The following is a 25,748-nucleotide window of genomic DNA, read 5'->3' as shown; positions in this document are numbered from 1 at the left end:
ATGCTTTAAATATCTTATTATCCCTTCACTAGAACACTAATGTCAAAGTATACGCTACCACCAATTTTAGGCTTGAAATTGGAACCATTTGAAATCAAATTTACAACCTGGTAAAAATACAAATTTCACTTTATACAATCCTTTACTATTATCAAATAAGAATTCTTTTGTAATATACTCCTCAGAATAATTAAATTCTATAATTTGATTACTTTCTCCCTCTTCACTACTAAAAATAACATGAATAGAATCCTGACTATTATGTGTTCTTCCACATACCACTAGTTTCCTCACACCATCAATAAAATTCATGGAATCAAATTCTATTGATACATTGTTACCAATTCTCTCAATCGTATTTTCCCCAATCTTGAAGAAATCACCATAGATTCTATTATTAGAGACTGCATTTAATGTTTCATAAGCTTTATTATATTCTTTAAATTCAAAACCTTTGACGGATACATCTACACCCTTTGCTTTTACAACTATACAGATAGTTTTCAATCCAGTAATTCTTCTTTTTAGTTTGAATGTATTTGGAATATAAGTCTGCCATACAAAATCAGCTTGGTACATGCCTTCGAATAGGCATTCAGCGCCTTCTTCATTCGGCATACCTTCCCATACCTCAACAGGCAAGCTTTCATTATGGAACCAATGAATCATAGGAATTGTAATCTCGTCAGATCCAACTTCTTTAAAGTCCACTCCACGAAATCCAATATAAGTAGGATCTTTATCTGCTGATACACCACCCGATATGACTTCATTTAGCACCATATTACTTTTATTATAGAAACTACCCGATACAAATTCATAAGGATTGATGGTTGCCTCACCAAGCCCCTCCACCTTAAATTCTAGCTCCGATATTACCTCTGGGGATTCTTTCCCATTATTACAGGAGCAACGAAGCCTGAACTCGCCATCACCAATTGCTTTTACAACTGCTTCAAAGTTATAATCCTCAACTGTTGCAATATTCGTTACTATTCCACTATTGGTAATTACTGACCAAGTTAGTTCTTGATATGACGCATTCTCGGGATAAATCTTTGCTTGCAGTGATGCATTTAGATTATCTTTTGTTAACAATCTACTGTCCTTACATATTAATTCTATCTTACGCACTGGAATCTCTTCATTTTTCTCAGACTCTATATTTTCCATGATTGCAGAGACACCAATCATAGATCTATTATCGAAGTCTTCTTCTAATGGCAATATAGGTAATGCTTTCAGTGTTTCTACAACTGTTTCGAATCCTTTTGAAGATATTGTAACTGTAATGTCTCCTGGCTCTAATTTTGCTGCGATAATCGCTAATAATTTTCCACTGAATAACTTTCGACTTGTTCCTTTATAAGAGTCGTAATCCGTACTATCTCCATTGTCAAGACCAACTAGTCTTCCAGCTCCACTTACACTAACGTCCATTCGACTCCTTGCGTTTGCAACAAAGACATCCTGTTCATCAACAGTGGTAATTTCTAAGAAGATTAAATCCTGCCCATTAGCAATTAACTCGCATTGATCATATTTCGTTACAATTTTCACTCCATCACCGAAGGAAGTCACAGAATCCGTTGCAATAACATTATCATTCTCATCATAGGCAACCGCAGTTAACGTTCCTTTCTGATATGGTATCTGCCACTCTCCATTTAACTTCTGACCATTCTTATGATCAACTTCAACAACACCAATAGATTGATTATTCAAGAACAATTCTGTCTTCGGTGCATTAGAGTATGTCATAACATCAATTAATTGTCCCTCATTAAAATCCCAGTATGGAAGAAGATGTACAATAGGATTTGTTCTATAATCCGTCCATTCTGATTGATATAAATAGTAAGAATCTTTCTTAAATCCAGCTGTGTCAACTTGACCAAAATAGGCATTCTTGGTAAAGTATGGAGAAGGTTCTCCAATGTAATCAAAACCAGTCCATATAAACTGTCCGGCGCTAAAAGGTGTATCACGATCGGCGATGATGGAATATTGAGAATCTCTGTCGCCTAGACCTGATTTACTATTATCTAAGGAAGAACATTGTAAATCATCGTGAGTTTTAATTGGTGTATTTTTTGGAAAATGATATATTCCTCTACTGCTTACTCTCGCTGCAGTTTCACTACCATAGATGCACCAATTCTCATATTGTATGTGGTCTTCCTCGTAGATTTTCTCTCCATAATTATAACCTACAACATCCAATAGCTCTGCACATTTCTTAGTATTCTCCCATGGCATATAGTTAGATCCAAATGTGACATATGCATTTCTTCTATCATCATACTTCTTCACTTCATTTACTAATTGGTTGGTTATCTCATATCCCCTCTTGTCTACATGTGTATCATAAATCTCATTACCAATACTCCATAGAATAACACTTGGATGATTACGATCTCTCTTAATCCATGATCTAACATCAGCTCTCCAGTATTCCTGAAAGAATCTTGCATTGTCGTATTCTGTTTTAGGACGTTCCCATATATCATAAGCTTCTGAATTAATTAGTATCCCCATCTCATCCGCCAATTCCATCAACTCAGTAGCAGGCATATTATGAGAAGTTCTTATTGCATTTGCCCCCATGTCTTTCATCATTTTTAATTGTCTATGTAATGCTACCTTATTCATTGCAGAACCTAACGAACCCAAATCGTGATGCATACATACTCCATTAATCTTCACACGCTTATTATTTAAGAAAAAACCTTCCTCACTATCAAAGCGTATCGTACGGAATCCAAATCTCTCTTCTTTACAATCAAGAAGTTGACCTTCTAATAGGAGTTCTGTTCTTAGTGTATATAAATACGGATTATCAAGACTCCAAAGTGTTGGATTCTCTAACTTTATTATTTGAGAATTTACAAAACAATTATCTTCCTTATTATTTATAATTCCATTGTTTTCTGATTCTATAACTACCTGCTTACTTTGATCGATAATCATATGTTTTATCACTAGATTATCTTTCATGATCTGTATATCATTTTTAAAAGCTACTTCTGTATCGACAACCATTTTCCATTGATTTTCTACACCCTGAGATAATTTCTCTGTAGATAAATATACTCCATCACTAGGAATATGGATTTGATTAACTTTAATCAACCACACATTTCGATAAATCCCAGCACCTGAATACCAGCGTGAATTAGGTGACATATGATTTACGGATACTACAATCTCATTTCTACCGTCTTGTAAATACTTTGTGATATCAAATTCAAAAGTGGAATACCCATATTTCCACTCACCAGCAAGAATGCCATTTATATATACTTTCGAATCCATATAGATTCCATCAAATCGTAATATGTAGATTTGATCATTCATCGAAGATATGTAATATTCTTTGTGGTACCATCCTTTACTTGTTTCATATAAATTATTTGCATCATAGATTAACCAATCATGCGGTAAATCTACTCTCTTCCAATCCTTAAATTGATCTAGATTTTCTAATTCCACATCTGTCTTTGTTTTCTGAAAACTCCATCCATCATTAAATAGTTCCTTCTTTGACATCAGATTACTCACTTTCTTCTTTATTTTTACTCAAAATTAAGATAGTATCTTCCATTAATTCTATATTTATCATAAATCTTAGCTCTATTTTTAAAAATGTCTTTTATTATACAAGCAATGTGTATTGTCTTCTTGATTACTATTTACAACATCCTTATATAATACAAAAAAGTAGTAAGATTACATTCAATGGTAATCTTACTACTTTTTTAGCAGTGATATTCTGTTATAAAGAAAATGATTCCAAGAAATTTCTATGAAAAATTTATTCTTAATAATATATCATAGATTTCTCTTAGAAATACTTTCTATTTCCCCAGAGGTTACTCTTTTTCAAATCAACATATTCATTGTATGCACGTTCTAAAATCTGCTTTTCATTCGAAAATTTTAACATATGATATGCTTCATGAAATTTATAATACCCAGAATCCATAAAATACTCTTCACGTTGTGGTTTACTATAATAACTATCAGACATCATTAAGTACCAATGAACATCCTTTATTACTGTATCTTGGGGTGTGTTAAATGTATATTGACTTTTACCGATATACTTGATTATCGAAGTATCAACACCAGTTTCTTCTTTTACTTCACGAATTGCAGTTTCCTTGTACTCTTCGCCTTCTTCAACTGTACCTTTCGGTAACACCCAACCTTCATATTTATTCTTATAATTCTTATACAGTAGTAAAATCTTTCCTCTGAATATAACCACACCGCCACAGCTCGTTGCTTCTATCATCGCAATTCCTCCTGTACTTTGGTGTGACGTCTTATCTTTTCCTTAGTATACATCTTTTTTTATATATTTTCAACAAAAATTTAACTTCTAACTTGTAAAACTTTTATTATTAATTAAGAATAAATTATGAAAAGTATGGTAAATATGTCAGTCCAATGTCGAAAGTTAAGAATTATTTGAGTTACAATTCAGCCATGAGGGTGAAATGTAACTTTTTTAATCAAAATAATTATCAAACAACTTTTTAGCAATTGGTACAGCATAAGTGCTACCCGTACCGACGCTTTCAACAATTACACTAACTGCTACCTTTTTCTTGCCCTTTGAAGCAAATCCAACAAACCATGCATGTGCTGGTAAGTTTGAGTTATGATCTGCAGAGCCTGTTTTACCTGCAACACTGTATTTATTATTTTTCAATGCTTCTGCTGTACCACTATTTACTACTTCCTTCATAAATCTTGTAATAACCTTTGCTTCATTGGCAGATATAAGCGAGTCGTAAGTAGATGGTAAATATTTTTTCACCATATCACCATTATAGTTCTCAATATGGTCAACTACATAAGGCTGCATTAATGTTCCACTATTTGCAATAGCTGATACTATTAATGCTGCATGGAATGGACTAATTTGTGTCTTTCCTTGACCTATTGCAGTTTGTGCTACTTCTTGAACGGATGAATCTTCATCTAAGACAAAGCTACTTTTTCGATATTCTAACTTGGTAGGTAAGGAAGAATTAAATAAAAATTGTTCACATAGCCTACGATACTTGCTCAAATTCAGCTTATTACCAATAGTAGCGTAAGAAGTATTACATGAATTGGCAAAAGATGAAAGCAAATCCTCTTCCCCATGTCTTTCACTATTGTAACAATTAATCTCCATACCATTAAAGTTATCCTTTCCCACACAATTGTATCTGTATTTTAAATAATTTTTCGGATTCTCTCTAAGGTATTCCAATGTTGTAATTATCTTAAAAATTGAGCCAGGTGGGTATAACCCCTGCGTTGCACGATTAATTAGTGCCGAATCATTTTCCGAATCTTCCACCAAGGTATTCCAATTAACAGAAATGGTATTCGGATCATAATCCGGTTTTGAAACCATAGCTAAGATCTTACCAGTACTTGGATCCATTACAACTACTGCACCCTTGTGATTACCCAAGGCATTATAAGCTACCTTTTGTAAATTCAGATCTAATGTAGTTACAATATTGTCTCCGATACTTTTTTCTCCCGCTAATTCATTCATTACTTTACTAATAGGATTTATGTTCGATGTTAATAATTTAAAATTCTCTAAAGATTCAATCCCAGTCTTTCCATTTGAATTGCGTCCTACAATATGTGCAAATAGGTCTTTATAAGGATATATTCTTTTACTAGAGCCATCTTCGTTCTCTTTCGTTTCTGCAAGCACTTCATAATTATTGCTTAGAATTTTACCTCTCACTACTCTTGTTGCCAATAAATCCTGTCTTTTATTATAGGTATTATTAATGACATCGCTACTCTCTACAATCAAAAAGTAAGAAAAATAAGCAATCAAGCCTACGAATAATCCTATAAATATATAAGTAGTCATAATAATCTCGCGATTGGTACTCCTCTTTTTCTTTTCTTTTCCTTCTTCAAGATTATCAGCTTTACGCATCTTTTTATCTTCTCTATTAGATTTTTCTTCTCTATTAAGTTTTTGTTCTTTTTTTCTTTTCCTTATTTTCTTCTCATCTAAATCTTTCATTTTAGCTCCCAGCTTACACTAGCTCCCATCTGTCGTCTTTGACGACACACTAATCTCTCACATTTTTTACATCTTCATTTTGATTATGAACGTATAGTCCTTGTATGATTCCAAAAATGATTATTGTACTTAAAATAGAACTACCACCAGCACTTATTAAAGGTAAGGTAACTCCTGTTGATGGGATAAACTTTGTTACACCACCAATTGTTAAAAACACTTGAAATACATAGATGGTACCAAGCCCTAATGCTACGTACTTATAGAACCTTTTTTTAATCTTCATAGCAATATTAACGAACATAATATAGCAACTAATACATATTAGTATAATGCAAAGTGCTGTTATTCCTCCTAATTCTTCTGAAATAGCTGAGAAAATAAAGTCACTTTCAACAACTGGAATATCACCAGGAAGTCCTCTTCCAAGTCCCATTCCAAACCATCCGCCAGTTCCAATAGCAAATAAGGATTGGGTTACCTGATATCCTTGATTATCAATTAATTTCCAAGGGTTCTTCCATGCCATTACACGAACTCTTACATGATTAAACAATCGATATGCTACAACAGATGCAAAAGAACCACTAAGTAGCCCACCAATAAAATAAAACGGATTTGCAGTTGCAACAAAGAGCATAACCAGATAAGTAACAAAGAAGATGAGTGCTCCTCCTAAATCTCTTTCCAGTACCAATACTAGTACATGCGCAGCTGCAAGTATAGTTACTTTAATTATATCTTTAAATTCTATACTCTTTGACAGCAATGCAGCGATAGCGAAAACAAAAAGGATCTTTACAAACTCAGATGGCTGTATTGCGATACTTCCAATCTTAATCCAGTTCGTGGCACCGTAATTCATGGTACCAAACTTTTTAACAATCACTAATAATAATAGCCCAGTTCCTCCGTATATCCAACCAAATTTGTCAAGGAATCGAAAACGATCGATTATCATTGGTATGAATAAACAAATACCCATCGAAACTGCTGCATAAGTAAATTGTTTTACTGCTTGATCAAAGGATAATCTCGTCAACATGACAAAGCTAAACATCAATAACATAAGCATGTTGTTAAAGACTAATCTTGATAAATTCCGATAAATGACGCGATATAATAAATGTGCACCAATAAAGAACACAACCTCTACTAAATACAAAATGAGTACTTTTATATTATTCGAATCCATAAAAATAAGCATGTAACAGATAAAATGTATAAAATACATGATTAATGATTGAGCTCGAAATACTCGATTCTTTCTCTTCTTATCATTCCCGCGAAATGCAGTAAAACAATATAGAGTGTATATTGTTACTAATATTATAATAATATATTTTGATAATTCAACGATTAAATTTTCCAATTAATCACCTACTCTATTCCTCTTTTAAAATGTCCTCTCGTGTAATCTTTTACATCATCCTCCATTGGATGGTTGTACGCAAATACACGAATAAATTCATCCAAAGTATCTTTCACTTGTTTTCTAGTTTCAAATGTAAAATCAAGACGAATACTATATGGAGTTAAACGGTCGATCTCACTTTTATTAGATAACAAGGAGATTGGCTGACCGTTATATATAAGATTATAACAATAATTACATACATTCATAGCAAAAAACGATTTATTTTTACGATCAACAAGTTCCACCTCATTACTTAAGGCAATTAACTCATCCGTCTTTTCTATATCATCTATAGATTGTATCTTATTTTTCACTTTAATGCATCCTTTTGTATTCTTAAGAACACATTGAGCAGACACCATTAACGGTAAATGTCCATATACAATCAGATCAGAATCTTCACATCCAAGCTCTTTTAATTCTTTATAATTCAATTCGATTGAGCTTGTAAAATGATTTACTGCTTTCTCTATCCAGAATTCTTTTGCACTATTATTCATCGTATGAATATTGTAATCAAGGATAATCTCTTTTTGGAATCTTTGATGTTCTACTACCTCTGTCACAAAGGTATATTCTTCTAGATTCTTTATAACATAACCTTGAATTAATGGATCTCTTAAAATCTCAATGTTTGAAAGATATCTCTCGTAAGTTTCTTTTCTAAAAATATGTGGCAATACGAGATAAAACTGCTTTCCTACTTCATTTACTTTTCTTGCAATCGGTAGAATGTCCTTTAAAAGAGTATCATTCGTCCCGTAGTATATAACATCAACTTCACGTCTTTGTAATACTTCCTCTAATTGAATTCTATTATTTAGATGAACTACTATTTTCGATTTATTATTACTACACTTTTCTTGCCCACTCTGAGTTAGTGTATGGGATGAAGCAATTGAATCACCATCATTACTTTCAGTTTCATTATTCTTCTTGCTTAACACTCTACGATACTTTGATAATATCTGATTCGTTAACGCAGAAACTGCCTCTCTTCTTAACTCATTTATTTTCACAGCAGGTATGAATATATTCTCGTCCAAAATTATATCTAAGTGAGCAAAATAAAATGAAGTGGTATTCATTTTATTCAATTGATTTTCTATCTTTTCTCTTTTAGTTGGTTGATTCTTAGCCTCTTCAACGATATCACTCTTTACTTTAATCTCGATATCTTGATGAGTAAGACTTAATTCCATCTTCTCACCAATTTTCGCTATAAACTTACCACATATTCCTTGTTTAACATCATGATCAAGGTATTTTTCTTTTAATTCATTAAGTAGTCTATCATTCTTCGTTCGATATACAGCATAGCCTTTTTTGACTGGAGCAGTGGATTTAAAATTAGTTTCAATCTTATCTCCTTTCATGGCTCCATTTTTTAATGTGAACTCATAGATACTTTCTTCATTCATACGGATATCCAAAAGATCCTGACTATTTACTTCTTCTTTCAGAATAATCTCCGCACGATTACCTTTAACTTGGCTTATTTCACCAACCAGAACACCACTGTGGTTCGGTCTTTGCATCGACATCATATTCTTACCATTATGGGTCTTATAATAGCCAGAGGAGAATCCTCCTCTATTGTATAGATCCATTAGCTTCTTGATATCTTCATCTAGCTCTTTTTGGTGTTTCTTTGTATAATCGAGATATTTATCTCTTCCCATATCTAAATAAAGGTCGACATATTTACGATAGATACTAGTCACCAATGCAGTATACTCAGGTCTTTTCATTCGTCCTTCTATTTTAAAGGAATCAATCCCTGCTCCTATAAGATCTGGTATTAATGATAAAGTCATGATATCTTTTGGACTTAATATATATTTATCTTCTTCACCTCTTACTGACTTTCCTTTTTCAAACACTCGATAAGGCATACGACAAGTCTGAGCACATCTTCCTCGGTTGCCACTACGTCCCCCAAGCATACTACTCATATAACACTGACCCGAATAGCAATAACATAACGCTCCATGCACAAAGGATTCAATTTCAAGATTCGTATGTTCTCTTATCTCTTGAATCTCATCACTTGATAGCTCTCTTGATGTTACAAGCCTAGTAACTCCCATGCCTTCAAAAGCTTTCACACCTTCTGCCGTAGTTAGAGTCATCTGCGTACTGGCGTGGATTGGTAAGTCTGGGAAATTCTTATGAATAAAATGCAGTACACCTAGATCTTGTACAATTACTGCATCTAATCCTTGTTCATAATATTTTTTAATATACTCATATAATTCATTTTCTAATTCTGGATTTTTTAATACGGTATTCACTGTTAAATAAAGGGATTTTCCATGAATATGAACATAATCAATCGCTTCAAGTAATTCTTCTTCACTTAGATTATTGGCATAAGCTCTTGCACCAAATTTATTACCACCAATATACACCGCATCGCAACCAGCATTCACAGCAGCTTTCAAACTTTCAGAAGATCCTGCTGGAGCAAGTATTTCTATCTTTTTAATCATTTAAAATAAAACTCCTATCTATCTGTAAACATAAATATGCTAAAATTTATGAATGGCTGTCAAACTAATATGACAGCCATTTACATTATTCTTGTTGATGTTTGTTATAATCTTCAAGCTCTGTTTCTAATTTAACAATCTTCTTTTGTGCGTCGTTATATTCCGTTTTTAAAGCCTCAAGCTCTTTTAAAGCAGCACTTAATTTGGTCTCGGCTGCAATCATTTCATGCTTAATATTGAAGATCTCATTACTCTTCATATCACTATCTTCTTCTAAATCCTTGATTTCTTTCTTCGCTTTAAAATAATCATCTGCGATATTAATCTCTAGTAAAATATTCTTAAGTTCGACATCTAATCGATTATAAGAATCTTTTTGTCTGAATTCTTGATGTTTACCATTTATGTAAGATGCTACTCTCTGTAAATATTCGCCGCTTTCATAACCAGATAAGGTATATCTTTTGTTATTAATGATAACCTCAACATTATTCATTGTATTCATCTTCTCGCCCCTTGTGACTTTTGTAGGATTCTTAAAAAGGATTCACTGCAAGACACAACAGACTTACAGTTCTATTTCTAATTATATCAACTATTCTCTAATTCTTTATTATATCCATTCAACTAAAGCCTATGTCAATTCAGACTCTAATCTTTAATTAATATTATAAACAAAAAGGCAAGAAAAACAATAGATTTTAAAAAGAATTTTCGACAATGTACTCACTATAAGTCAGATTCTACACGATTTAGTCCAAAATGTTTATATGCGATATCCGTTGCCACCCTACCCCTTGGAGTTCGATTAATAAGGCCATTCTGTATTAAATAAGGCTCATATACGTCTTCGATGGTACCAGAGTCTTCTCCAATTGCAGCTGCTATGGTATCTAATCCAACTGGTCCTCCTGCGAATTTATTAATCATAGTAAGTAGAATCTCTCGATCAATATTATCAAGTCCTAATTTATCAACTTCTAGTAAATCTAATGCAAAGTTAGCAACTTCTTCTGTAATATTACCATCGTATTTTACCTCTGCAAAATCACGTACACGCTTTAATAAACGATTGGCAAGTCTAGGTGTTCCTCTAGATCTTCTAGCAAGTTCCTTTGCGCCTTTACTATCAATCTCAACATTGAATACTTTTGCTGACCTTGTAATAATATCTGTCAATTCTTCAACCGTATAGAACTCGAGTCGTGAAACCACTCCAAAACGGTCCCTTAATGGAGCTGTTAACATTCCAGCCCTTGTTGTAGCCCCAACTAGAGTAAATTTTGGCAAATCCAATCGAATAGACCTAGCAGATGCCCCTTTTCCAATTACAATATCAATCGCATAATCTTCCATAGCAGGATATAATACTTCTTCAACTTGTCGATTCAATCGATGAATCTCATCCACAAAAAGTAAATCACCCTCTTGAAGATTATTAAGAATAGCTGCCATCTCTCCTGGCTTTTCAATTGCTGGTCCAGAAGTAATCTTAATATTCACATCCATTTCATTTGCAATGATACCTGCTAATGTAGTCTTACCAAGTCCTGGTGGTCCATAGAATAATACATGATCTAAGGATTCTTTTCTAGCCTTTGCAGCCTCAATATAGACCTTAAGGTTATCCTTTGCTTTTTTCTGTCCAATATAATCTTTTAATAATTTTGGTCTAAGACTATTTTCAATCTTATAATCTTCTTCCATTAATTCAGTGGTTATTATACGTTTCCCCATCTATCATCTTGCCTTTCATATCATTCATTTTATTCGGTATGACTTTAACTCTTACTTTCTTCTAAAATAATGATATTTTCTTTAAGCTCTGCTTTAAGATATCCTCTACACTCATGTCACTTGTTATCGTAACCTGCCTTACTGCCTTTAAAGCCTCAGTGTTCGAATATCCTAACGCTACTAATGCTTGAATTGCTTCATTTTTCGAATCTGTAGTAGTATTCTCACCAACAGAAGCGCCTAGACTATTCTCTAATTTTTTCTCAAATGCATCTTCTAATTTCAATTTATCCTTCAACTCTAATATCAATTTACCAGCAGTCTTTGTCCCAATTCCTGGTGCCTTTGAGATTGCCTTCACATCATCGGATAATACTGCAAATCTTAAGTCATCAGGTGAAATCGTCGATAAGATACCAAGTGCACCTTTTGGTCCTATTCCATTTACAGTTATAAGTAATTTAAACACATTCAAATCATCTCTTGTTAAAAATCCATATAGATTAAGAGCATCTTCTCTCACATATAGATATGTATAGATTTTTACATCATCCCCAACGCTTGGGAGCTGATTCACAACAGACATAGGAACACGAATCTCGTATCCCATACTGTTTGATTCCACAACAATTAATTCGTCACTAATCTCTGCTAATTCACCTTTAATATACGATATCATCCAAATACTCCTCGAACACTTTTTTGTAATTATACCCTAGCTTTTATGAAAAATCAAGGTTTTGTAAACAAATGTTCGATTACTGTCTTATAATTGTTCAAACGTTCCTCTTGATTCTTTAAGTCTTCCCTCTTTAACATACTGTAATACTTCATAAGCTGTGATTCCTAGTTCATCTGATATCTGCAAGGCATTACTGTTCGGATACATCTTTAAATATAGTTCAATGGCATCAAAATGATTCGCATCTAACTTAATACAATCCTTACAGGAAAAAATCAATATTTTAGATTTAAATACTTTTTTACAGTGTTTACAAACATTTGTATACATCATAGATATATCTCCCCCTTACTGTGATCTTTTTGTACACATTATTTTCAATATTATTGTATATATAAATTAATTGTGTATATAATAAATTTGTGACAAAAAGGTAATATTATACCAAAATTTTAAGGCTGAAAGAAAATAACAAAAAGAAAGGATGCCACATATCGAATCTTTCAACCTAAATTCATTAAATTATATTATGTGGCTGTAACACATCTGGTAAGGATGGTTATGTAATGGTATTGATTATGAAAGCAGTTGTTGATCAAGATACTTGTATTGGTTGTGAATTATGTGTAAATGTATGCCCTGAGGTATACCAAATGAACGATGATGGCAAATCAGAAACAATCGTTGACGAAATTCCTTCTAACGCAGAAGAAGGAGCTAAGGAAGGTAGAGACTCCTGTCCTGTTAATGCCATCGACATTAAAGAATAAATACAGTCTTTTAATTAAAGGGTTGGTTAGGGAGGCAAAAGCCATGTTTTAGTTTACTAAGAAAAGCTTTATCCCCCTAACAAAAACTCTATCCGATGTATCGAATTACATAAAAATAAGTCTCTTCTTTTTTCGACAATTCCCATTTCTTTTCTAATTTAAACCTGCAATTTTTTAGTTCTTTCTGAACCATTGATTCATCCTTAACATGTAAGAGAATTATACCATTTTCCTTTAGAATTTCTGGAATTTTATTAAAAAAACTATGATATAACTTCTTTATATCGTCGTCATCTTTTCGTCCTTTGGCATTTGGCATATTTGTTATAATCTCATCAAATAAATATTCATGTTTAAAATCAAAGAAATCTCGATTGATATAATTGATGATAGTTTTATCTAATGATGCATTCTCTCTCGCCATATCGATTGCATCACCATAGATATCGATACCATACATTGGATTGGCTGGGGCTAACTTATTACGTTCAATGAGCATAGTTCCCACTCCGCAAAATGGGTCTAAAACTTGTGCTTCTTCCTCTAGATAAGCTTTAGCCAAATTAGCACAAAGTGCAGCATTCACAGGATGAATACTATTAGCAATAGAATTCTTGCGATAGGAAAAACGGGTATCTTTTAGGGTAAATAATTTTAATAGCGTATTGTATCCGCCATCTTTATTAGCAATTAATCGTATCTCTATCTCATAATTTGAAGTAGAATTAATAAGTTCACGTTTTGTTAATCGTTCTAATTCACTAGCAATCTTTTTTGTAAAGGCACTCTTTTTATCTAATTCCATCTTACTTTTTAATTCTATACGGAAATAGAAGGGAGAATCTCCTTCATGAACTTGCTTTAAAAAAGTCAATAGATTACTTTTACTAATAGTCTCAGCAATGGATGTTGGCTTGTCATTCAAGCTATTCATGCCCTTAATTAGAAATAACATTTCTGTGAATGTACGTATCTTAAGTATCTTATTTAGGTCAGTTGAACGAACGATAACACCTGCATTAAACTCTTTCTTATTTACTTCTTCTAATTGCTTAAGAGTAATATCTTTATGATTTCGATTTGTTAAGAGGACTACATCCATTGTTTTATCATATCCAACAAATTTGTGGAATTTTGGTTTTTCAAGTTCAAGCATCATGCTCGTTAAGATTCTTATCTCTTCATCCACATGCTTTCTACTTTCTAAAGGCCATTCCTTGTTCGTCAAATCATTTAAGTATGTTTTTAACTTCGTATTATATTTTTTAAAATCAAGTTTGCTGATTGCTGTTAAATATGAACTTTTAACAAATAATTGTTCTTCTGATTCATAAGCATCCATTAGTAATTCAAGAAAAGAATCTTGTCCTATCTCTCCCATGATTAACGCTGCATTTTTACGAATCTTCGCATCCTCTTCTTTGAGTAAATCGCATAATAGATGTAGTTCCGAGCCCGCATAATATAGAAATGCCCTCTTATTATTTTCTTCTTTTAATAATTGTTTCAGTTCAATTAGATTTTTTCTCGTATCTTCTCTATTTATAATCTTATCAAATAATTCACGTATCATCTTACACCCATGCCTTTCTTTCATTAATACCCGCATCTTCATATTATTCTACACAAAGTAAAAGCTGGTCTCTATTCCAGCTTTATATCTTTTTCTACATTAAAGTAGAAAACATATTTAAAAATAATTGATAGATTTTTAAAGTAACCGGGCGATTTTTCCATTCTTCATATGTTATTTCATTACTTTCTTGCATTGTCTTTAACAAATCTTCCTTGATTGTTTGAATAATCTCAGGATTACTCATCCATAATCCACATTCATAGTGTAAATAAAAGCTACGATAATCCATATTAATGGTTCCTACGATTCCACAACTTTCATTGATAATTGTTTTTGCATGGATAAATCCTGGTGTATATTCATATATTTTCACACCATATTTTAATAGTTCGCCATAGTTATAATTCGTAAGCATCTTAACATTCTTCTTATCCGGTATATTTGGAGTAATAATGCGAACATCAATTCCGCTTTTCGCTGCAATCTTTAAGGCATCTTTCATATCATCTTCAATAATAAGATAAGGTGTTGTAATATAAAGATATCTCTCAGAATATTGTATCATCTGTTTATAGATACTTTCAATTGGGTTATTGGGGTTATTCGCTGGTCCATCAGATATAGTACTACAATAGACATCACTTTCTTCAAACTTCATTGTAGGGCGGAAAGGTTCATAATCTAAAAATTCACCATCTTCACATACTTCCCACATCTGTAAGAAGGTAACAGTAAGGCCCCAAACTGCATCCCCTATTACTCGAACTGCGTTATCTTTCCACTTACCAAAACGATTTATGATATTTACATACTCATCTGCAAGGTTCATACCTCCAGTATATCCAATATTTCCATCGATAACAATAATTTTTTGATGACTTCGATAATTCATATATAGTTTATCCGTATATTTATGAATTGGATTAAATACACGTACTTGAAAACCTTCTGCTTCTAGCATTCTCTTAAAGTGTTTTGGTGTTCGAAGCATCGCTCCAAAATCATCATATAAGAACATTACCTTCACACCATTTTTTATACGATCCAATAGAATTTCATGCATTTTATCCCATAATACGCCTTCTGCTACAATAAAAAAATCTATTAAAATAAAATCTTTTGCTTCACTTAAATCCTTGAATATGGCTTCAAATACATTCTCACCCATTGGATAATAATTCAATTGATTATTTTTATATACCGGATAATTTTCTGATATCAAATAATTGACCATTCTTTTATTTCTTGGATACGTATCTTCCAATTCTTCTAAAATACTCTCATCCTGTTTTAAATAGTTTACACCATGTTGAATCTTCACTAATACATTTTTCTCAATCTTCTTCTTCGAATCAGCTCTTCCCCATAAAGCATACATAATCTGGCCTGTAATAGGAAGTACAAGAGCAATACAGATCCATGCCATTTTGTAAGAAGCACTTCTTGTATCATTTACTAAAACAACTATGATAATAATACTCATTAATTCAAGGAAGAAATAAACATATACGGTATAACTTTGTAACCACAAGCTTATAAATAGAATACCCAAAAATTGTAGGATTACAAGCAGACTAACCAACCATGCGCGAAAGAATCCACTCAGATTTGTTTTTATCTTACCCTTTATATCATCCTTAAAAATATCTAACTTATCATCACTCATTAAAATCACTCCCACCTGGCTCTTCTTCAATATTCCTCATATTATTCTCCTGGTGCATTTTATCTTTAAAATCTTTTAATGCAAGTTCACGACCTTTTATCTTTAGTCCAGGGAATGCCCTTAAAAGTCGTTTATGTATGATATGAAAATCTCTTTTCTTTTGATATTTACCTAAAATTTCTCTAATTTTCGTTTCCGTTTCAATTTTTCTAGCCATAAAATCATAACTATCCATTGAGGATGTGTTATCCTTATGCTTCATGATTTCATTCTCAAGTTTTAACTTAATATTGTCAATCATTTCAGTAATTCTAAAATTCTCAAATCGTATTCTAATCTCTTCTTTTGTTTCATAAATTCTAGTATTCTCAATATATTCCGTTAACTCCTGGCGTAATTTTTGAATATCTGCAATTCTACGATCTAGTTTTAATGTACTAATAAATGTAATTGCAAAATCAAGAAAAAACAAACCAAAGATAGCATACCCGATATTCTCCCCATAATTCTTTGGAATCCTTTTTATTATTTCGGAAATAATAGGTTGCATAAAATAAGTCATTGCTACAGATAGTACTCCCCAAAATAAAGAAACTCGTAAACAAACACGACCTTTAATGTTATATTTCAAATAGCTATAATCCCACCATTTTGCATGAAATATTTTCTCCATAGCATAGGAAGTAATGTATTCAATTACAGTAGCCAGAATTAGACCTCCGAAAAAGATAATTGCTATATTATCTCTTAATGGTAAAAATACAACATAGACAACGGTTGCACCAACACCATAGATTGGGATCACAGGACCATTCATAAATCCGCGATTAATAAACTTCTTATTGCGAACCGACACTAAAGTCGATTCATAGATCCAACCAAAGAAACTATAAAAAATGAAATTATAAAATATATAAAAAAATTCAAATCCAAAAATTTTTATCTCCCACATACCATTCTCCTATTCTTATTTTTTATTTTAAATGGCATTTCATCCCATAATTCTATTAAAATAGACTTTAAATTGATATTCTATCTTATATCATATCAATTCAGATGTCAAATACCCATGCTGGTTTCTTGACGCTACTACGAATATGCATGGGAATTTTACGCCCTACAGCGGATGCACACAAACAAAGCTCGCGCACTAATATATAATAATCAACTCACTCAATTAAAGTTAAAATTAGTAAGTATATATCTATTTTTTTAATTTTATGATAAGATAAAGTAAACCATTCTATATTTAATACACTAACCCAATTGAAACATATTAGAAACGAGGTTATTATGTTAGTAATTGAAGATAAAATTGATGTAACTCTAGATTATCATTTTAATGGTTACAACTTAAATGATACCATATTCTTTGATATAGAGACAACTGGTTTTTCACCAGAAACAACAGCTTTATATTTAATTGGATGCCTTTATTACAGAGAAGACCATTGGAACTTAATTCAATGGTTCGCAAATGACTATACAAGTGAAAAGGAAATATTGATTTCTTTTTTTGCATTTCTAAAAGATTTTAAAATATTAGTGCATTATAACGGCACTGGATTTGATATCCCTTATTTACTAAAAAAATGCCGCTTTCATCAATTAGATTATTCTTTTGATCAAATAGACCAAATTGATATATATAAAAAAATCAATCCTTACAAAAAGACATTTCGCATTCCTAATCTAAAGCAAAAGACAATCGAACAATTTCTTGATATTAGCCGCGAAGATACTTATTCTGGCGGTGAATTAATAGACGTATATCGCAACTATTTATTAGGATTACGTACGAATAGCGAGAATTCGAATGAACTTAAGGTTCTATTACTCCTTCATAACAAGGAAGATCTGATTGGAATGTTAAAAGTCTCCAAGATCCTATGCTATCCTGATTTGTTTGAAAAAGATTTTGAAATCACTAAGACTAATCTTGAAGAAGAATTCTTGCAGATACAGATCTTATTTGGCAATTCACTTCCGAAAAGAATCTCCTTTGGAAATGACATCCTTTACCTTAATGCATTTGGTAATCACGCTACAATAAAAATAAATCTATATAAAAATGAACTTAAATTCTTCTACGATAACTATAAAGACTATTTTTATCTACCAAAAGAAGATACTGCAATACATAAATCCGTCGCCTTTTATGTGGACAAGGATTTTAGAACGCGTGCAAAAGCAGCTAATTGTTATAGTAAAAAAACTGGCTGCTTCGTACCACAATATAAGGATATTATTACTCCATATTTTAAGATTGATTATCTTGATAAAGTAAAATACATCGAAACAACCGAGGAATTTTTAAATAATTATGAAGATATTAAGAAGTACGTAAGCCATTTATTTACTCATTTTGTTCATGGAAGTAAATAGTATTAATTTTCTTATAACATACGAATAATAGTTACTATACTAAAAGCCTGTAATTTAATTCAATTATTAACTACAGGCTTTTTTATCATCATTCGCGAAATCGATAAATATTCTCAATTGTAACTCTAGCATCAGTTTCTTTATAATTTCTTAAAAAATCAGCCATTGAACACCATCTACAATTATCCTCCAAGTACTCTTTCATAAAGATTTTCATTTTCTTTATTTCGTTGTATGATATTAATGCAAAGCTTCCTTTTTTCTCACTATAATCCCACACAACAAAGAGCTCTCCTGTAATACTTTTAACGATTTCACCCATTTTTAATTTACCAAAATTATTTTCTTCCATTTCAACACCTCGTCTTCTTTCAATATTATTAAACTAGTATGTAGAGGCTTGTTTATCATATCATTAATATATTATGTAATCGTTATCAGATTTTATACCTTATATTCATTGTTATTATAATTATAACATGCCTTGCAATTCTCTAATATATGCACCTACATTCTCAGGTGAATGCGCATCAGAAGCGGTTAAGATTCGAACCCCTCTTTCTTTAAAAACATTTAACATAGTCTTATTCATACCAAGTTCACAGCTCTCGCTATAATTCAAATGCAAACCTCCACTTTGTTCTGCATACATATCATGCTTACATAGTAAGCTCGCTATTTCTTCATAGGTATTAAGTAACTCATAGGAAGGTTTATAGCCAAATGCTTTAATGCTATCTGGATGAGCCACTCCAGTAAATAAATCACTTTTTATCAAACTTTTCATTAATTCATAATATCGTCTGTAAGTCATGTCCACATCAACTGAGTCCCAGAGCTCTTTTTTATGGTCAAAACCAAATCCATCTACCCAATGAATGGATCCAGTTAAAAAGTCAAAGTTATAATGTTTCAAAATCTCATGAATAAAATCTTCATAACCTTCAAAATAGCATATTTCCAATCCAAAATGAATCTTAATAGGATATCTCCCCTGTTTTGCTTGTTGTATAAATGCTACATACTCTTCTAAAGATAAATTACGGTTATTTTTACTTTCAAACCATTTTCTTTGATATTCACTATATTCGCAAATAGATTGATACATAGGAATAAATTCAAGAAATCTATGACTATGCTCCAGTAGATATATCTCTTCTATCCCACGTTCTACTGCTACTTTCACAAATTGATTTAACCACTCTATTGTATAATCTCCATTTTCAAGATGAATATGACAATCTATCATTTAGTTAGCCCCCCATTATAATAATTAATCTTCTCCAAATTTTTGTAATTTAATTCTTCTATCTTCTTTTACCAGTTCAATTAAAACAAATATAAGAGCTAAATTGCATAACCCAGTCAAAATATTAATTAAAAAGTTATTATTCATTCTTACTACATTATAATATATACTAACTGAATCTCCAAACAATGTTATTAATACGAGTATAATAGAAACTAGTTTTAATTTATTTATTCGTTTCATTTTCGTCATGATCTCCAATCGGTTAAGTAAGCAGACAATTTTAATCTCCACCTGCTTGTATGAATAATCCTTACTAATTACATTATAAATCTTATGTAAACAATTTGATACCACTTTTTACTAAAATTATAAATAAAGAGTATTCCTATTTAACTTTCTTAAATCTATATGATTATAGTATCAATTTAGTATTCTAGACACAGCTAAAGTAAGATTTAACAAAAGATTTTTGCACAACAGAAAAGAGCTAACACCTAAGTGTTAGCTCTTAAAATTATTCAGCTGAAATGATTTCTTTTTTGTTGTATGAACCACAAGCTTTACATACTCTATGTGGCATCATTAATTCTCCACACTTACTGCATTTTACTAAGTTTGGAGCAGTCATTTTCCAGTTTGCTCTACGGCTATCTCTTCTTGCTTTTGAAGATTTATTCTTTGGACAGATAGACATGATTACACCTCCTTCATATATTAAGATTCCAAAACAAAATTAATTATCTGGAATTTTTGAAGATATCACGGATCACTGACATTCTAGGATCAAGTGCTGTACTTTCACAATCACAAGAACCTTTATTGAGATTCATACCGCAAACGTTACATATACCTTTGCAGTCCTCATCACATAAAACTTTCAAAGGAAAGTCTATGAGAATCTCATCATAGATGAGTACGTCTACATCCAGATTATATCCACTAATATAATTTGTTTCATCTAATTCCTTAGTTCGGTCTTCTGCGCTTACTTTGAAATCAACTTCTTTTTCTAAGCTAATGTCAAAAAACACTTCAACGTCTTCTAAGCATCTGCTACATGGAATCAAAAGAGATACGCTTGTCTTGCCTTCAATCAATAGTCTTCTTTCACCAAGATTAGTCAGTGTTAAAGATACTGGATTCTTCAAGACAAATTTATACTCGTGTCCATCTAGCTTAAAGCTCTCTAATTCAATTGGAGCTTCTATGTGTTTCACTTTGTTATTAACTGACAAAGTTTCTGATAAATTAATGAGCATAGTTTATCTCCTAAAATTCACACTTCTGTAATTATACATACTGTGCTTTTATTTGTCAACGTTTATTTGCTACTTTTTAGTGTTTTATACTTCTTTTTGTATACTTCATCGGATAAAATTCCATATGATACAATGCTAATAGTAACGTTAATTGAAACAGTATGTTTTAATAAATTACGACCATTAAAATAACATCTATTTACACATGAATTATCTTATACTAAAGCAACAGTTTCTCTTGCTATCTTAAGTTCTTCATTTGTAGGAATCATACAGATCTTAACTTTTGAATTAGAAGTAGATACTACTAAGTCTTCCCCATATCTGCTATTTAATTCTTCATCAAGCTCAACTCCTAAATAACCTAAGTAAGAACAGATAAGAGCTCTCATTGCACCATTATTTTCACCTAAACCAGCAGTGAAGCAGATTGCGTCAACACCGTTCATTGCAGCTGTATAAGCTCCGATATATTTTGTAACATGGTAAGCAAATGTTTCCCATGCAATAATTGCTCTCTTATTTCCTTCTTTCGAAGCAGCTAAGATATCTCTAAAGTCACTAGTAGTTCCTGATAATCCTAACATACCAGATTTCTTATTAAGAACATTAAGAACTTCACTTAAATTAAGGTTTTCTTTCTTAGCAATGAATTCGATAATTGCTGGATCGATATCACCACTTCTTGTACCCATAATAAGACCTTCTAGTGGAGTTAATCCCATACTTGTATCGATTGACTCACCATTTTTTACTGCAGTAACAGATGCACCATTTCCTAAGTGACATACGATTACTTTAGAATTATTTTTATCTAAACCAGTCATTTCATATGCTCTTTCTGAAACATAACTATGACTAGTTCCGTGGAAACCATATCTTCTTATTTTATATTTTTCATAATATTCGTATGGTAAACCATATAAATAAGCTTTTTCTGGCATTGTTTGATGAAATGCAGTATCAAATACAGCTACCATAGGCACATCTTTCATTAATCTCTTACAAGCATTGATACCAATTAGGTTAGCTGGATTATGAAGAGGTGCTAATTCATTACATTCTTCAATTGCTTTTAATACTTCTTCTGTAATTACTGTTGAAGAAGCGAATTTTTCTCCACCATGAACTACTCTATGACCTACTGCACCAATTTCATCAAGTGAAGTAATTACACCATGTTCTTTATCTGTTAAAGCGTCTAATACTAACTTGATAGCAACTTCATGGTTGTCCATTTGTACGTCAAAAGTTTTCTTTTCTCCACCTGTTGGTTTATGTATTAACTTTCCATCAATACCTATTCTTTCACATAATCCTGAAGCTAATGCTATTTCTGATTCTGAATCAATTAATTGGTATTTTAATGAAGAACTACCACAATTAATAACTAATACTTTCATATAATATCTCCTTTATCCAACATTTAATATTCTTTGGTAATATGCAAACAAAAATTTAATTAGCATGAATGCATAGAGTATAGTGTGAAATAAAAAGCATTTCACACTTACTCCATTAACAATCTCTAGTTGTTTTTACCCTATACACTACTTTACAAAGCACTACAAAGCAGCAAATTATTTCGAAGCAAAAGCTTGTAATGCAGTTATTGCTACTACACCAACGATATCATCTGCTGAACATCCTCTTGATAAATCATTAACAGGTTTTGCAATACCTTGAGTGATTGGTCCATAAGCTTCTGCCTTTGCTAATCTTTGTACTAATTTATATCCAATATTACCTGCATCAAGGTCTGGGAAGATTAATACATTAGCTTTTCCAGCATATTCACTACCTGGTGCTTTTGAAGCTCCAACTGATGGTACGATAGCTGCATCTAATTGTAATTCTCCTTCTAGTTTGATATCAGGATATAGTTCTTTTGCAATTCTTGTTGCTTCTACAACTTTGTCTACATCTGCATGTTTTGCACTACCTTTAGTAGAATGTGAAAGCATACCTACGATTGGCTCTTTGTTTGTTAATAATGAGAAGCTCTTAGCTGAACTTTCAGCAATTGCTGCTAATTCTTCTGAATTAGGATTTTGATTTAAGCCTGCATCTGAGAAAATGAATGTACCATCAGCACCATATTCACAGTTAGGTACAAGCATTAGGAAGAATGCTGATACTAACTTTGTACCTGGAGCAGTCTTAAGAATCTGTAATGAAGGTCTAAGAACATCTGCTGTAGCATGACAAGCGCCTGCTACCATACCATCTGCATCCCCTGCTTTAACCATTGTTACACCAAAGAATAAGTAATCAGTTGTTAATAACTTTCTAGCTTGCTCAGGAGTCATTCCTTTGCTTTTTCTTAATTCTACTACGATATCAACATAAGCATCTAATTTTTCACATTTATCAGGATCAACAATAGTTGCTCCTGATAAATCATAACCTTTGGAAGCTGCAAGAACTTTATCTTTATTACCAACTAATACTAATTTTGCAATTCCTTCTTTTAAAATTTTTGCTGCTGCCTCTATTGTTCTTTGATCTTCTGTCTCTGGAAGTACTATTGTTTGTACATTTTTTTTAGCTCTTTCTTTAATTTCTTCAATAAATCCCATGATTGTAATTGCTCCTTTCGTATTTAAAAACATTTGAATTCTATTATAATGCAAATGTTTATTGTATACAACATATTTAATACAAATATAATTATTTTTTTTAGTACAATTTATTTTTCCCTCTATTAAATCTAGTTTCTTATTACTATAAACGGTTACAAATAATTAAGTCTATGATATAATCAATACGTAATAAACGATTAATTTTGATATAAAAAATAAGGGAGTTTGAAAGTGAATCTTAATAAATTCAGTTTTTAGAATTCAATCACACTTACGTTAGTATGTACCAAAACTTGATTTGAAACTCCTCTATAATAGGATTCTTTCATTAATAGACAAATATAGATTTCTCCTATAAATTGTATTTACAGTTTACATTATAATATGTTGATTTATTGTATATTTTATCATACAATTGATTATTTTCAAAGTAATTATTATATAAAATCACTAATTTTTTTGAATTAGGGCAATGTTGCTATTTACTATCCAATTCATTCATCTTTTCATTTAGGATAAGTTTAAGAAAACTTTGGCAATCAAATTCAAAGATATTTACTTTACTAAATTAAGATAAGAAAGGAATGGCAGAAAATGAAAATTGTAGGTCTCATTGCGGAATACAATCCCTTTCACAATGGTCATAAATATCATATAGAAAAAGCAAAAGAGCTGACAAATGCAGATTATGCAGTTGTTATCATGAGTGGTAACTTTGTTCAACGAGGAACTCCAGCTATTCTTGATAAGTATACTCGAACCGAAATCGCATTAAAAAACGGCGCTGATCTAGTTCTAGAACTTCCAATCTGTTATTCAACAGCAAGTGCTGAATTTTTTGCTCTTGGAGCTATTTCAACTTTAGATAAATTAGGAATTATTGATTCTATCTGTTTTGGCAGTGAATGTGGAGATATTGAGGTATTAACTCAAATTGCTGAACTTTTAATAAATGAACCACCTAAACTAAGCGAATTCATAACAAATTATATGAAAACAGGTATTACTTACCCACTTGCGAGAACAAAAGCAATTGTAGAATATCTAAAAATGTGCGATAACAATACTTTTAGTTATGACATCACAGAATTAGAAAAACTGCTACTATCCCCTAATAACATACTAGGAATCGAGTATATTAAAGCTATTAAACGATTGAACAGTTCAATCGTTCCTACCACAATTAAGAGAAAAGATTCTAATTTTCACGATACAGAACTTAATAACTCTTTTAGCTCTGCTACTGCTATCCGAAAAGCTTTTAGGGAAAATCTAATTTCTACTGTATATTCTTCTATTCCTGAGAATTCAGTACAACTACTTGAGGATAGATATCAAAAGACATTTCCGATACTAGATAATGATCTTTCATTACTTTTAAAGTATAAATTGCTTTTTGAAAATACAAATACATTAACCAATTATATTGATGTCTCTGGTGGTTTGGAGAACCGAATTTCTAATCTATACAATCAGTATAAGGATTTCCAAGATTTTGCTCTCCTATTAAAGACGAAACATTTGACACTCACCAGGGTAACACGGGCATTACTTCATATCCTGCTAAATATTAGAATAGATACTTACGGTACAATTATCACTTCTGGGACTATAAAATATGCCCGAATATTAGGCTTTCGAAAAGAATCTAGTCATCTAATTAAATCAATTAAAAATATGGATCAGATTGTATTAATTACAAAAATGGCAGATGCAAAATCACTTTTAGATGAAACTGGTTCTATATTATTAGATTTGGACGTATTAGCAACAGATCTATACAACAGTATCGTGTACCAAAAGTTCGGATATGAAATTAAAAATGATTATTTACATGAAATTGTGATAATATAAGAAATAAAAATAGGAGGTATCCCA

22 protein-coding genes are annotated in these 25,748 nt (G+C 31.7%); 3 read left to right on the top strand and 19 right to left on the bottom strand.

Annotation, left to right across the window (positions count from 1 at the left end; translation table 11 throughout):
• Positions 1 to 66 precede the first annotated feature (66 nt).
• From bsdtb5_RS09180 to bsdtb5_RS09140, 9 genes are all read right to left on the bottom strand, one after another.
• Entirely contained in the window at positions 67 to 3,549 is a 3,483-nt protein-coding gene (locus bsdtb5_RS09180; RefSeq protein ID WP_271715719.1) for a glycoside hydrolase family 2 TIM barrel-domain containing protein, read from the bottom strand.
• A gap of 295 nt (positions 3,550 to 3,844) precedes the next feature.
• Entirely contained in the window at positions 3,845 to 4,297 is a 453-nt protein-coding gene (locus bsdtb5_RS09175) for an NUDIX hydrolase (protein WP_271715718.1), read from the bottom strand.
• A gap of 216 nt (positions 4,298 to 4,513) precedes the next feature.
• Positions 4,514 to 6,052 (bottom strand): peptidoglycan D,D-transpeptidase FtsI family protein, encoded by a 1,539-nt coding sequence (locus bsdtb5_RS09170; RefSeq protein WP_271715717.1) that lies wholly within the window; start codon positions 6,050 to 6,052, stop codon positions 4,514 to 4,516.
• 49 nt (positions 6,053 to 6,101) lie between these two features.
• A complete protein-coding gene (locus bsdtb5_RS09165) occupies positions 6,102 to 7,424 on the bottom strand; it encodes an FtsW/RodA/SpoVE family cell cycle protein (protein ID WP_271715716.1) in 1,323 nt (440 codons plus the stop codon).
• Between the two features lie 8 nt (positions 7,425 to 7,432).
• Positions 7,433 to 9,961 (bottom strand): peptidase U32 family protein, encoded by a 2,529-nt coding sequence (locus bsdtb5_RS09160; RefSeq protein ID WP_271715715.1) that lies wholly within the window; start codon positions 9,959 to 9,961, stop codon positions 7,433 to 7,435.
• Positions 9,962 to 10,046: 85 nt separating this feature from the next.
• On the bottom strand, positions 10,047 to 10,466 hold the full coding sequence (zapA, locus tag bsdtb5_RS09155; protein WP_271715714.1) for a cell division protein ZapA: 420 nt from the start codon (positions 10,464 to 10,466) through the stop codon (positions 10,047 to 10,049).
• A gap of 224 nt (positions 10,467 to 10,690) precedes the next feature.
• Positions 10,691 to 11,698 (bottom strand): Holliday junction branch migration DNA helicase RuvB, encoded by a 1,008-nt coding sequence (gene ruvB, locus bsdtb5_RS09150; RefSeq protein ID WP_271715713.1) that lies wholly within the window; start codon positions 11,696 to 11,698, stop codon positions 10,691 to 10,693.
• Between the two features lie 61 nt (positions 11,699 to 11,759).
• Positions 11,760 to 12,377, bottom strand: a complete 618-nt coding sequence (gene ruvA / locus bsdtb5_RS09145) for a Holliday junction branch migration protein RuvA (protein WP_271715712.1) — start codon at positions 12,375 to 12,377, stop codon at positions 11,760 to 11,762.
• Between the two features lie 87 nt (positions 12,378 to 12,464).
• The gene (locus tag bsdtb5_RS09140) at positions 12,465 to 12,713 is read right to left on the bottom strand and encodes a hypothetical protein (RefSeq protein WP_271715711.1); all 249 of its coding nucleotides are present in this window, start codon (positions 12,711 to 12,713) and stop codon (positions 12,465 to 12,467) included.
• Between the two features lie 233 nt (positions 12,714 to 12,946).
• Between bsdtb5_RS09140 and bsdtb5_RS09135 the strand changes: the two genes are divergently transcribed.
• Positions 12,947 to 13,150, top strand: a complete 204-nt coding sequence (locus tag bsdtb5_RS09135) for a ferredoxin (RefSeq protein WP_330611988.1) — start codon at positions 12,947 to 12,949, stop codon at positions 13,148 to 13,150.
• 88 nt (positions 13,151 to 13,238) lie between these two features.
• On the opposite strand, the gene bsdtb5_RS09130 is transcribed toward bsdtb5_RS09135, so the two are convergent.
• The 3 genes from bsdtb5_RS09130 to bsdtb5_RS09120 are packed head-to-tail and all read right to left on the bottom strand — an operon-like array spanning position 13,239 to position 17,344.
• Positions 13,239 to 14,765, bottom strand: coding sequence for a methyltransferase (locus tag bsdtb5_RS09130; protein ID WP_271715710.1), 1,527 nt, complete (start codon positions 14,763 to 14,765; stop codon positions 13,239 to 13,241).
• A 52-nt stretch (positions 14,766 to 14,817) separates the two neighbouring features.
• On the bottom strand, positions 14,818 to 16,392 hold the full coding sequence (cls, locus tag bsdtb5_RS09125; RefSeq protein ID WP_271715709.1) for a cardiolipin synthase: 1,575 nt from the start codon (positions 16,390 to 16,392) through the stop codon (positions 14,818 to 14,820).
• Entirely contained in the window at positions 16,385 to 17,344 is a 960-nt protein-coding gene (locus tag bsdtb5_RS09120; protein ID WP_271715708.1) for a putative ABC transporter permease, read from the bottom strand. Before bsdtb5_RS09120 ends, cls begins: the two co-directional genes overlap by 8 nt.
• A 341-nt stretch (positions 17,345 to 17,685) precedes the next feature.
• On the opposite strand from bsdtb5_RS09120, the gene bsdtb5_RS09115 reads away from it, so the two are divergent.
• A complete protein-coding gene (locus bsdtb5_RS09115; RefSeq protein WP_271715707.1) occupies positions 17,686 to 18,777 on the top strand; it encodes a ribonuclease H-like domain-containing protein in 1,092 nt (363 codons plus the stop codon).
• Between the two features lie 88 nt (positions 18,778 to 18,865).
• Here the strand turns inward: bsdtb5_RS09115 and bsdtb5_RS09110 are convergent, their stop codons facing one another.
• From bsdtb5_RS09110 to pta, 7 genes are all read right to left on the bottom strand, one after another.
• Entirely contained in the window at positions 18,866 to 19,129 is a 264-nt protein-coding gene (locus tag bsdtb5_RS09110) for a hypothetical protein (RefSeq protein ID WP_271715706.1), read from the bottom strand.
• A gap of 120 nt (positions 19,130 to 19,249) precedes the next feature.
• Complete coding sequence (locus bsdtb5_RS09105; protein WP_271715705.1) at positions 19,250 to 20,026, bottom strand: PHP domain-containing protein; 777 nt, start codon at positions 20,024 to 20,026, stop codon at positions 19,250 to 19,252.
• 24 nt (positions 20,027 to 20,050) lie between these two features.
• A complete protein-coding gene (locus bsdtb5_RS09100; protein ID WP_271715704.1) occupies positions 20,051 to 20,269 on the bottom strand; it encodes a hypothetical protein in 219 nt (72 codons plus the stop codon).
• A 274-nt stretch (positions 20,270 to 20,543) separates the two neighbouring features.
• Complete coding sequence (gene rpmF / locus bsdtb5_RS09095; RefSeq protein ID WP_073281783.1) at positions 20,544 to 20,723, bottom strand: 50S ribosomal protein L32; 180 nt, start codon at positions 20,721 to 20,723, stop codon at positions 20,544 to 20,546.
• Positions 20,724 to 20,766: 43 nt separating this feature from the next.
• Positions 20,767 to 21,288, bottom strand: a complete 522-nt coding sequence (locus bsdtb5_RS09090; RefSeq protein WP_271715703.1) for a YceD family protein — start codon at positions 21,286 to 21,288, stop codon at positions 20,767 to 20,769.
• A gap of 215 nt (positions 21,289 to 21,503) precedes the next feature.
• On the bottom strand, positions 21,504 to 22,691 hold the full coding sequence (locus bsdtb5_RS09085; RefSeq protein ID WP_271715702.1) for an acetate/propionate family kinase: 1,188 nt from the start codon (positions 22,689 to 22,691) through the stop codon (positions 21,504 to 21,506).
• 177 nt (positions 22,692 to 22,868) lie between these two features.
• Positions 22,869 to 23,867 (bottom strand): phosphate acetyltransferase, encoded by a 999-nt coding sequence (gene pta, locus bsdtb5_RS09080; RefSeq protein WP_271715701.1) that lies wholly within the window; start codon positions 23,865 to 23,867, stop codon positions 22,869 to 22,871.
• A 597-nt stretch (positions 23,868 to 24,464) separates the two neighbouring features.
• On the opposite strand from pta, the gene bsdtb5_RS09075 reads away from it, so the two are divergent.
• Positions 24,465 to 25,724, top strand: coding sequence for a nucleotidyltransferase (locus bsdtb5_RS09075; RefSeq protein WP_271715700.1), 1,260 nt, complete (start codon positions 24,465 to 24,467; stop codon positions 25,722 to 25,724).
• Positions 25,725 to 25,748 lie beyond the last annotated feature (24 nt).

It is taken from the genome of Anaeromicropila herbilytica (assembly GCF_016591975.1).
Lineage (GTDB): Bacteria > Bacillota > Clostridia > Lachnospirales > Lachnospiraceae > Anaeromicropila > Anaeromicropila herbilytica.
Note: the sequence above shows the minus strand (reverse complement) of the source record. Positions and strands in the feature narration are given on the sequence as shown.

Bases quoted from the DNA above. Each gene is read 5' to 3' on its own strand.
- bsdtb5_RS09170 (WP_271715717.1), bottom strand. From the start codon at position 6,052: ATGAAAGATTTAGATGAGAAGAAAATAAGGAAAAGAAAAAAAGAACAA.
- zapA (WP_271715714.1), bottom strand. From the start codon at position 10,466: ATGAATACAATGAATAATGTTGAGGTTATCATTAATAACAAAAGATAT.
- bsdtb5_RS09100 (WP_271715704.1), bottom strand. From the start codon at position 20,269: ATGAAACGAATAAATAAATTAAAACTAGTTTCTATTATACTCGTATTA.
- bsdtb5_RS09075 (WP_271715700.1), top strand. From the start codon at position 24,465: ATGAAAATTGTAGGTCTCATTGCGGAATACAATCCCTTTCACAATGGT.
- bsdtb5_RS09090 (WP_271715703.1), bottom strand. From the start codon at position 21,288: ATGCTCATTAATTTATCAGAAACTTTGTCAGTTAATAACAAAGTGAAA.
- bsdtb5_RS09115 (WP_271715707.1), top strand. From the start codon at position 17,686: ATGTTAGTAATTGAAGATAAAATTGATGTAACTCTAGATTATCATTTT.
- bsdtb5_RS09120 (WP_271715708.1), bottom strand. From the start codon at position 17,344: ATGTGGGAGATAAAAATTTTTGGATTTGAATTTTTTTATATATTTTAT.
- cls (WP_271715709.1), bottom strand. From the start codon at position 16,392: ATGAGTGATGATAAGTTAGATATTTTTAAGGATGATATAAAGGGTAAG.
- ruvA (WP_271715712.1), bottom strand. From the start codon at position 12,377: ATGATATCGTATATTAAAGGTGAATTAGCAGAGATTAGTGACGAATTA.
- bsdtb5_RS09110 (WP_271715706.1), bottom strand. From the start codon at position 19,129: ATGGAAGAAAATAATTTTGGTAAATTAAAAATGGGTGAAATCGTTAAA.
- bsdtb5_RS09135 (WP_330611988.1), top strand. From the start codon at position 12,947: ATGGTATTGATTATGAAAGCAGTTGTTGATCAAGATACTTGTATTGGT.
- bsdtb5_RS09160 (WP_271715715.1), bottom strand. From the start codon at position 9,961: ATGATTAAAAAGATAGAAATACTTGCTCCAGCAGGATCTTCTGAAAGT.
- ruvB (WP_271715713.1), bottom strand. From the start codon at position 11,698: ATGGGGAAACGTATAATAACCACTGAATTAATGGAAGAAGATTATAAG.
- bsdtb5_RS09180 (WP_271715719.1), bottom strand. From the start codon at position 3,549: ATGTCAAAGAAGGAACTATTTAATGATGGATGGAGTTTTCAGAAAACA.
- bsdtb5_RS09085 (WP_271715702.1), bottom strand. From the start codon at position 22,691: ATGAAAGTATTAGTTATTAATTGTGGTAGTTCTTCATTAAAATACCAA.
- bsdtb5_RS09175 (WP_271715718.1), bottom strand. From the start codon at position 4,297: ATGATAGAAGCAACGAGCTGTGGCGGTGTGGTTATATTCAGAGGAAAG.
- pta (WP_271715701.1), bottom strand. From the start codon at position 23,867: ATGGGATTTATTGAAGAAATTAAAGAAAGAGCTAAAAAAAATGTACAA.
- bsdtb5_RS09140 (WP_271715711.1), bottom strand. From the start codon at position 12,713: ATGATGTATACAAATGTTTGTAAACACTGTAAAAAAGTATTTAAATCT.
- bsdtb5_RS09130 (WP_271715710.1), bottom strand. From the start codon at position 14,765: ATGAAGATGCGGGTATTAATGAAAGAAAGGCATGGGTGTAAGATGATA.
- bsdtb5_RS09105 (WP_271715705.1), bottom strand. From the start codon at position 20,026: ATGATAGATTGTCATATTCATCTTGAAAATGGAGATTATACAATAGAG.
- rpmF (WP_073281783.1), bottom strand. From the start codon at position 20,723: ATGTCTATCTGTCCAAAGAATAAATCTTCAAAAGCAAGAAGAGATAGC.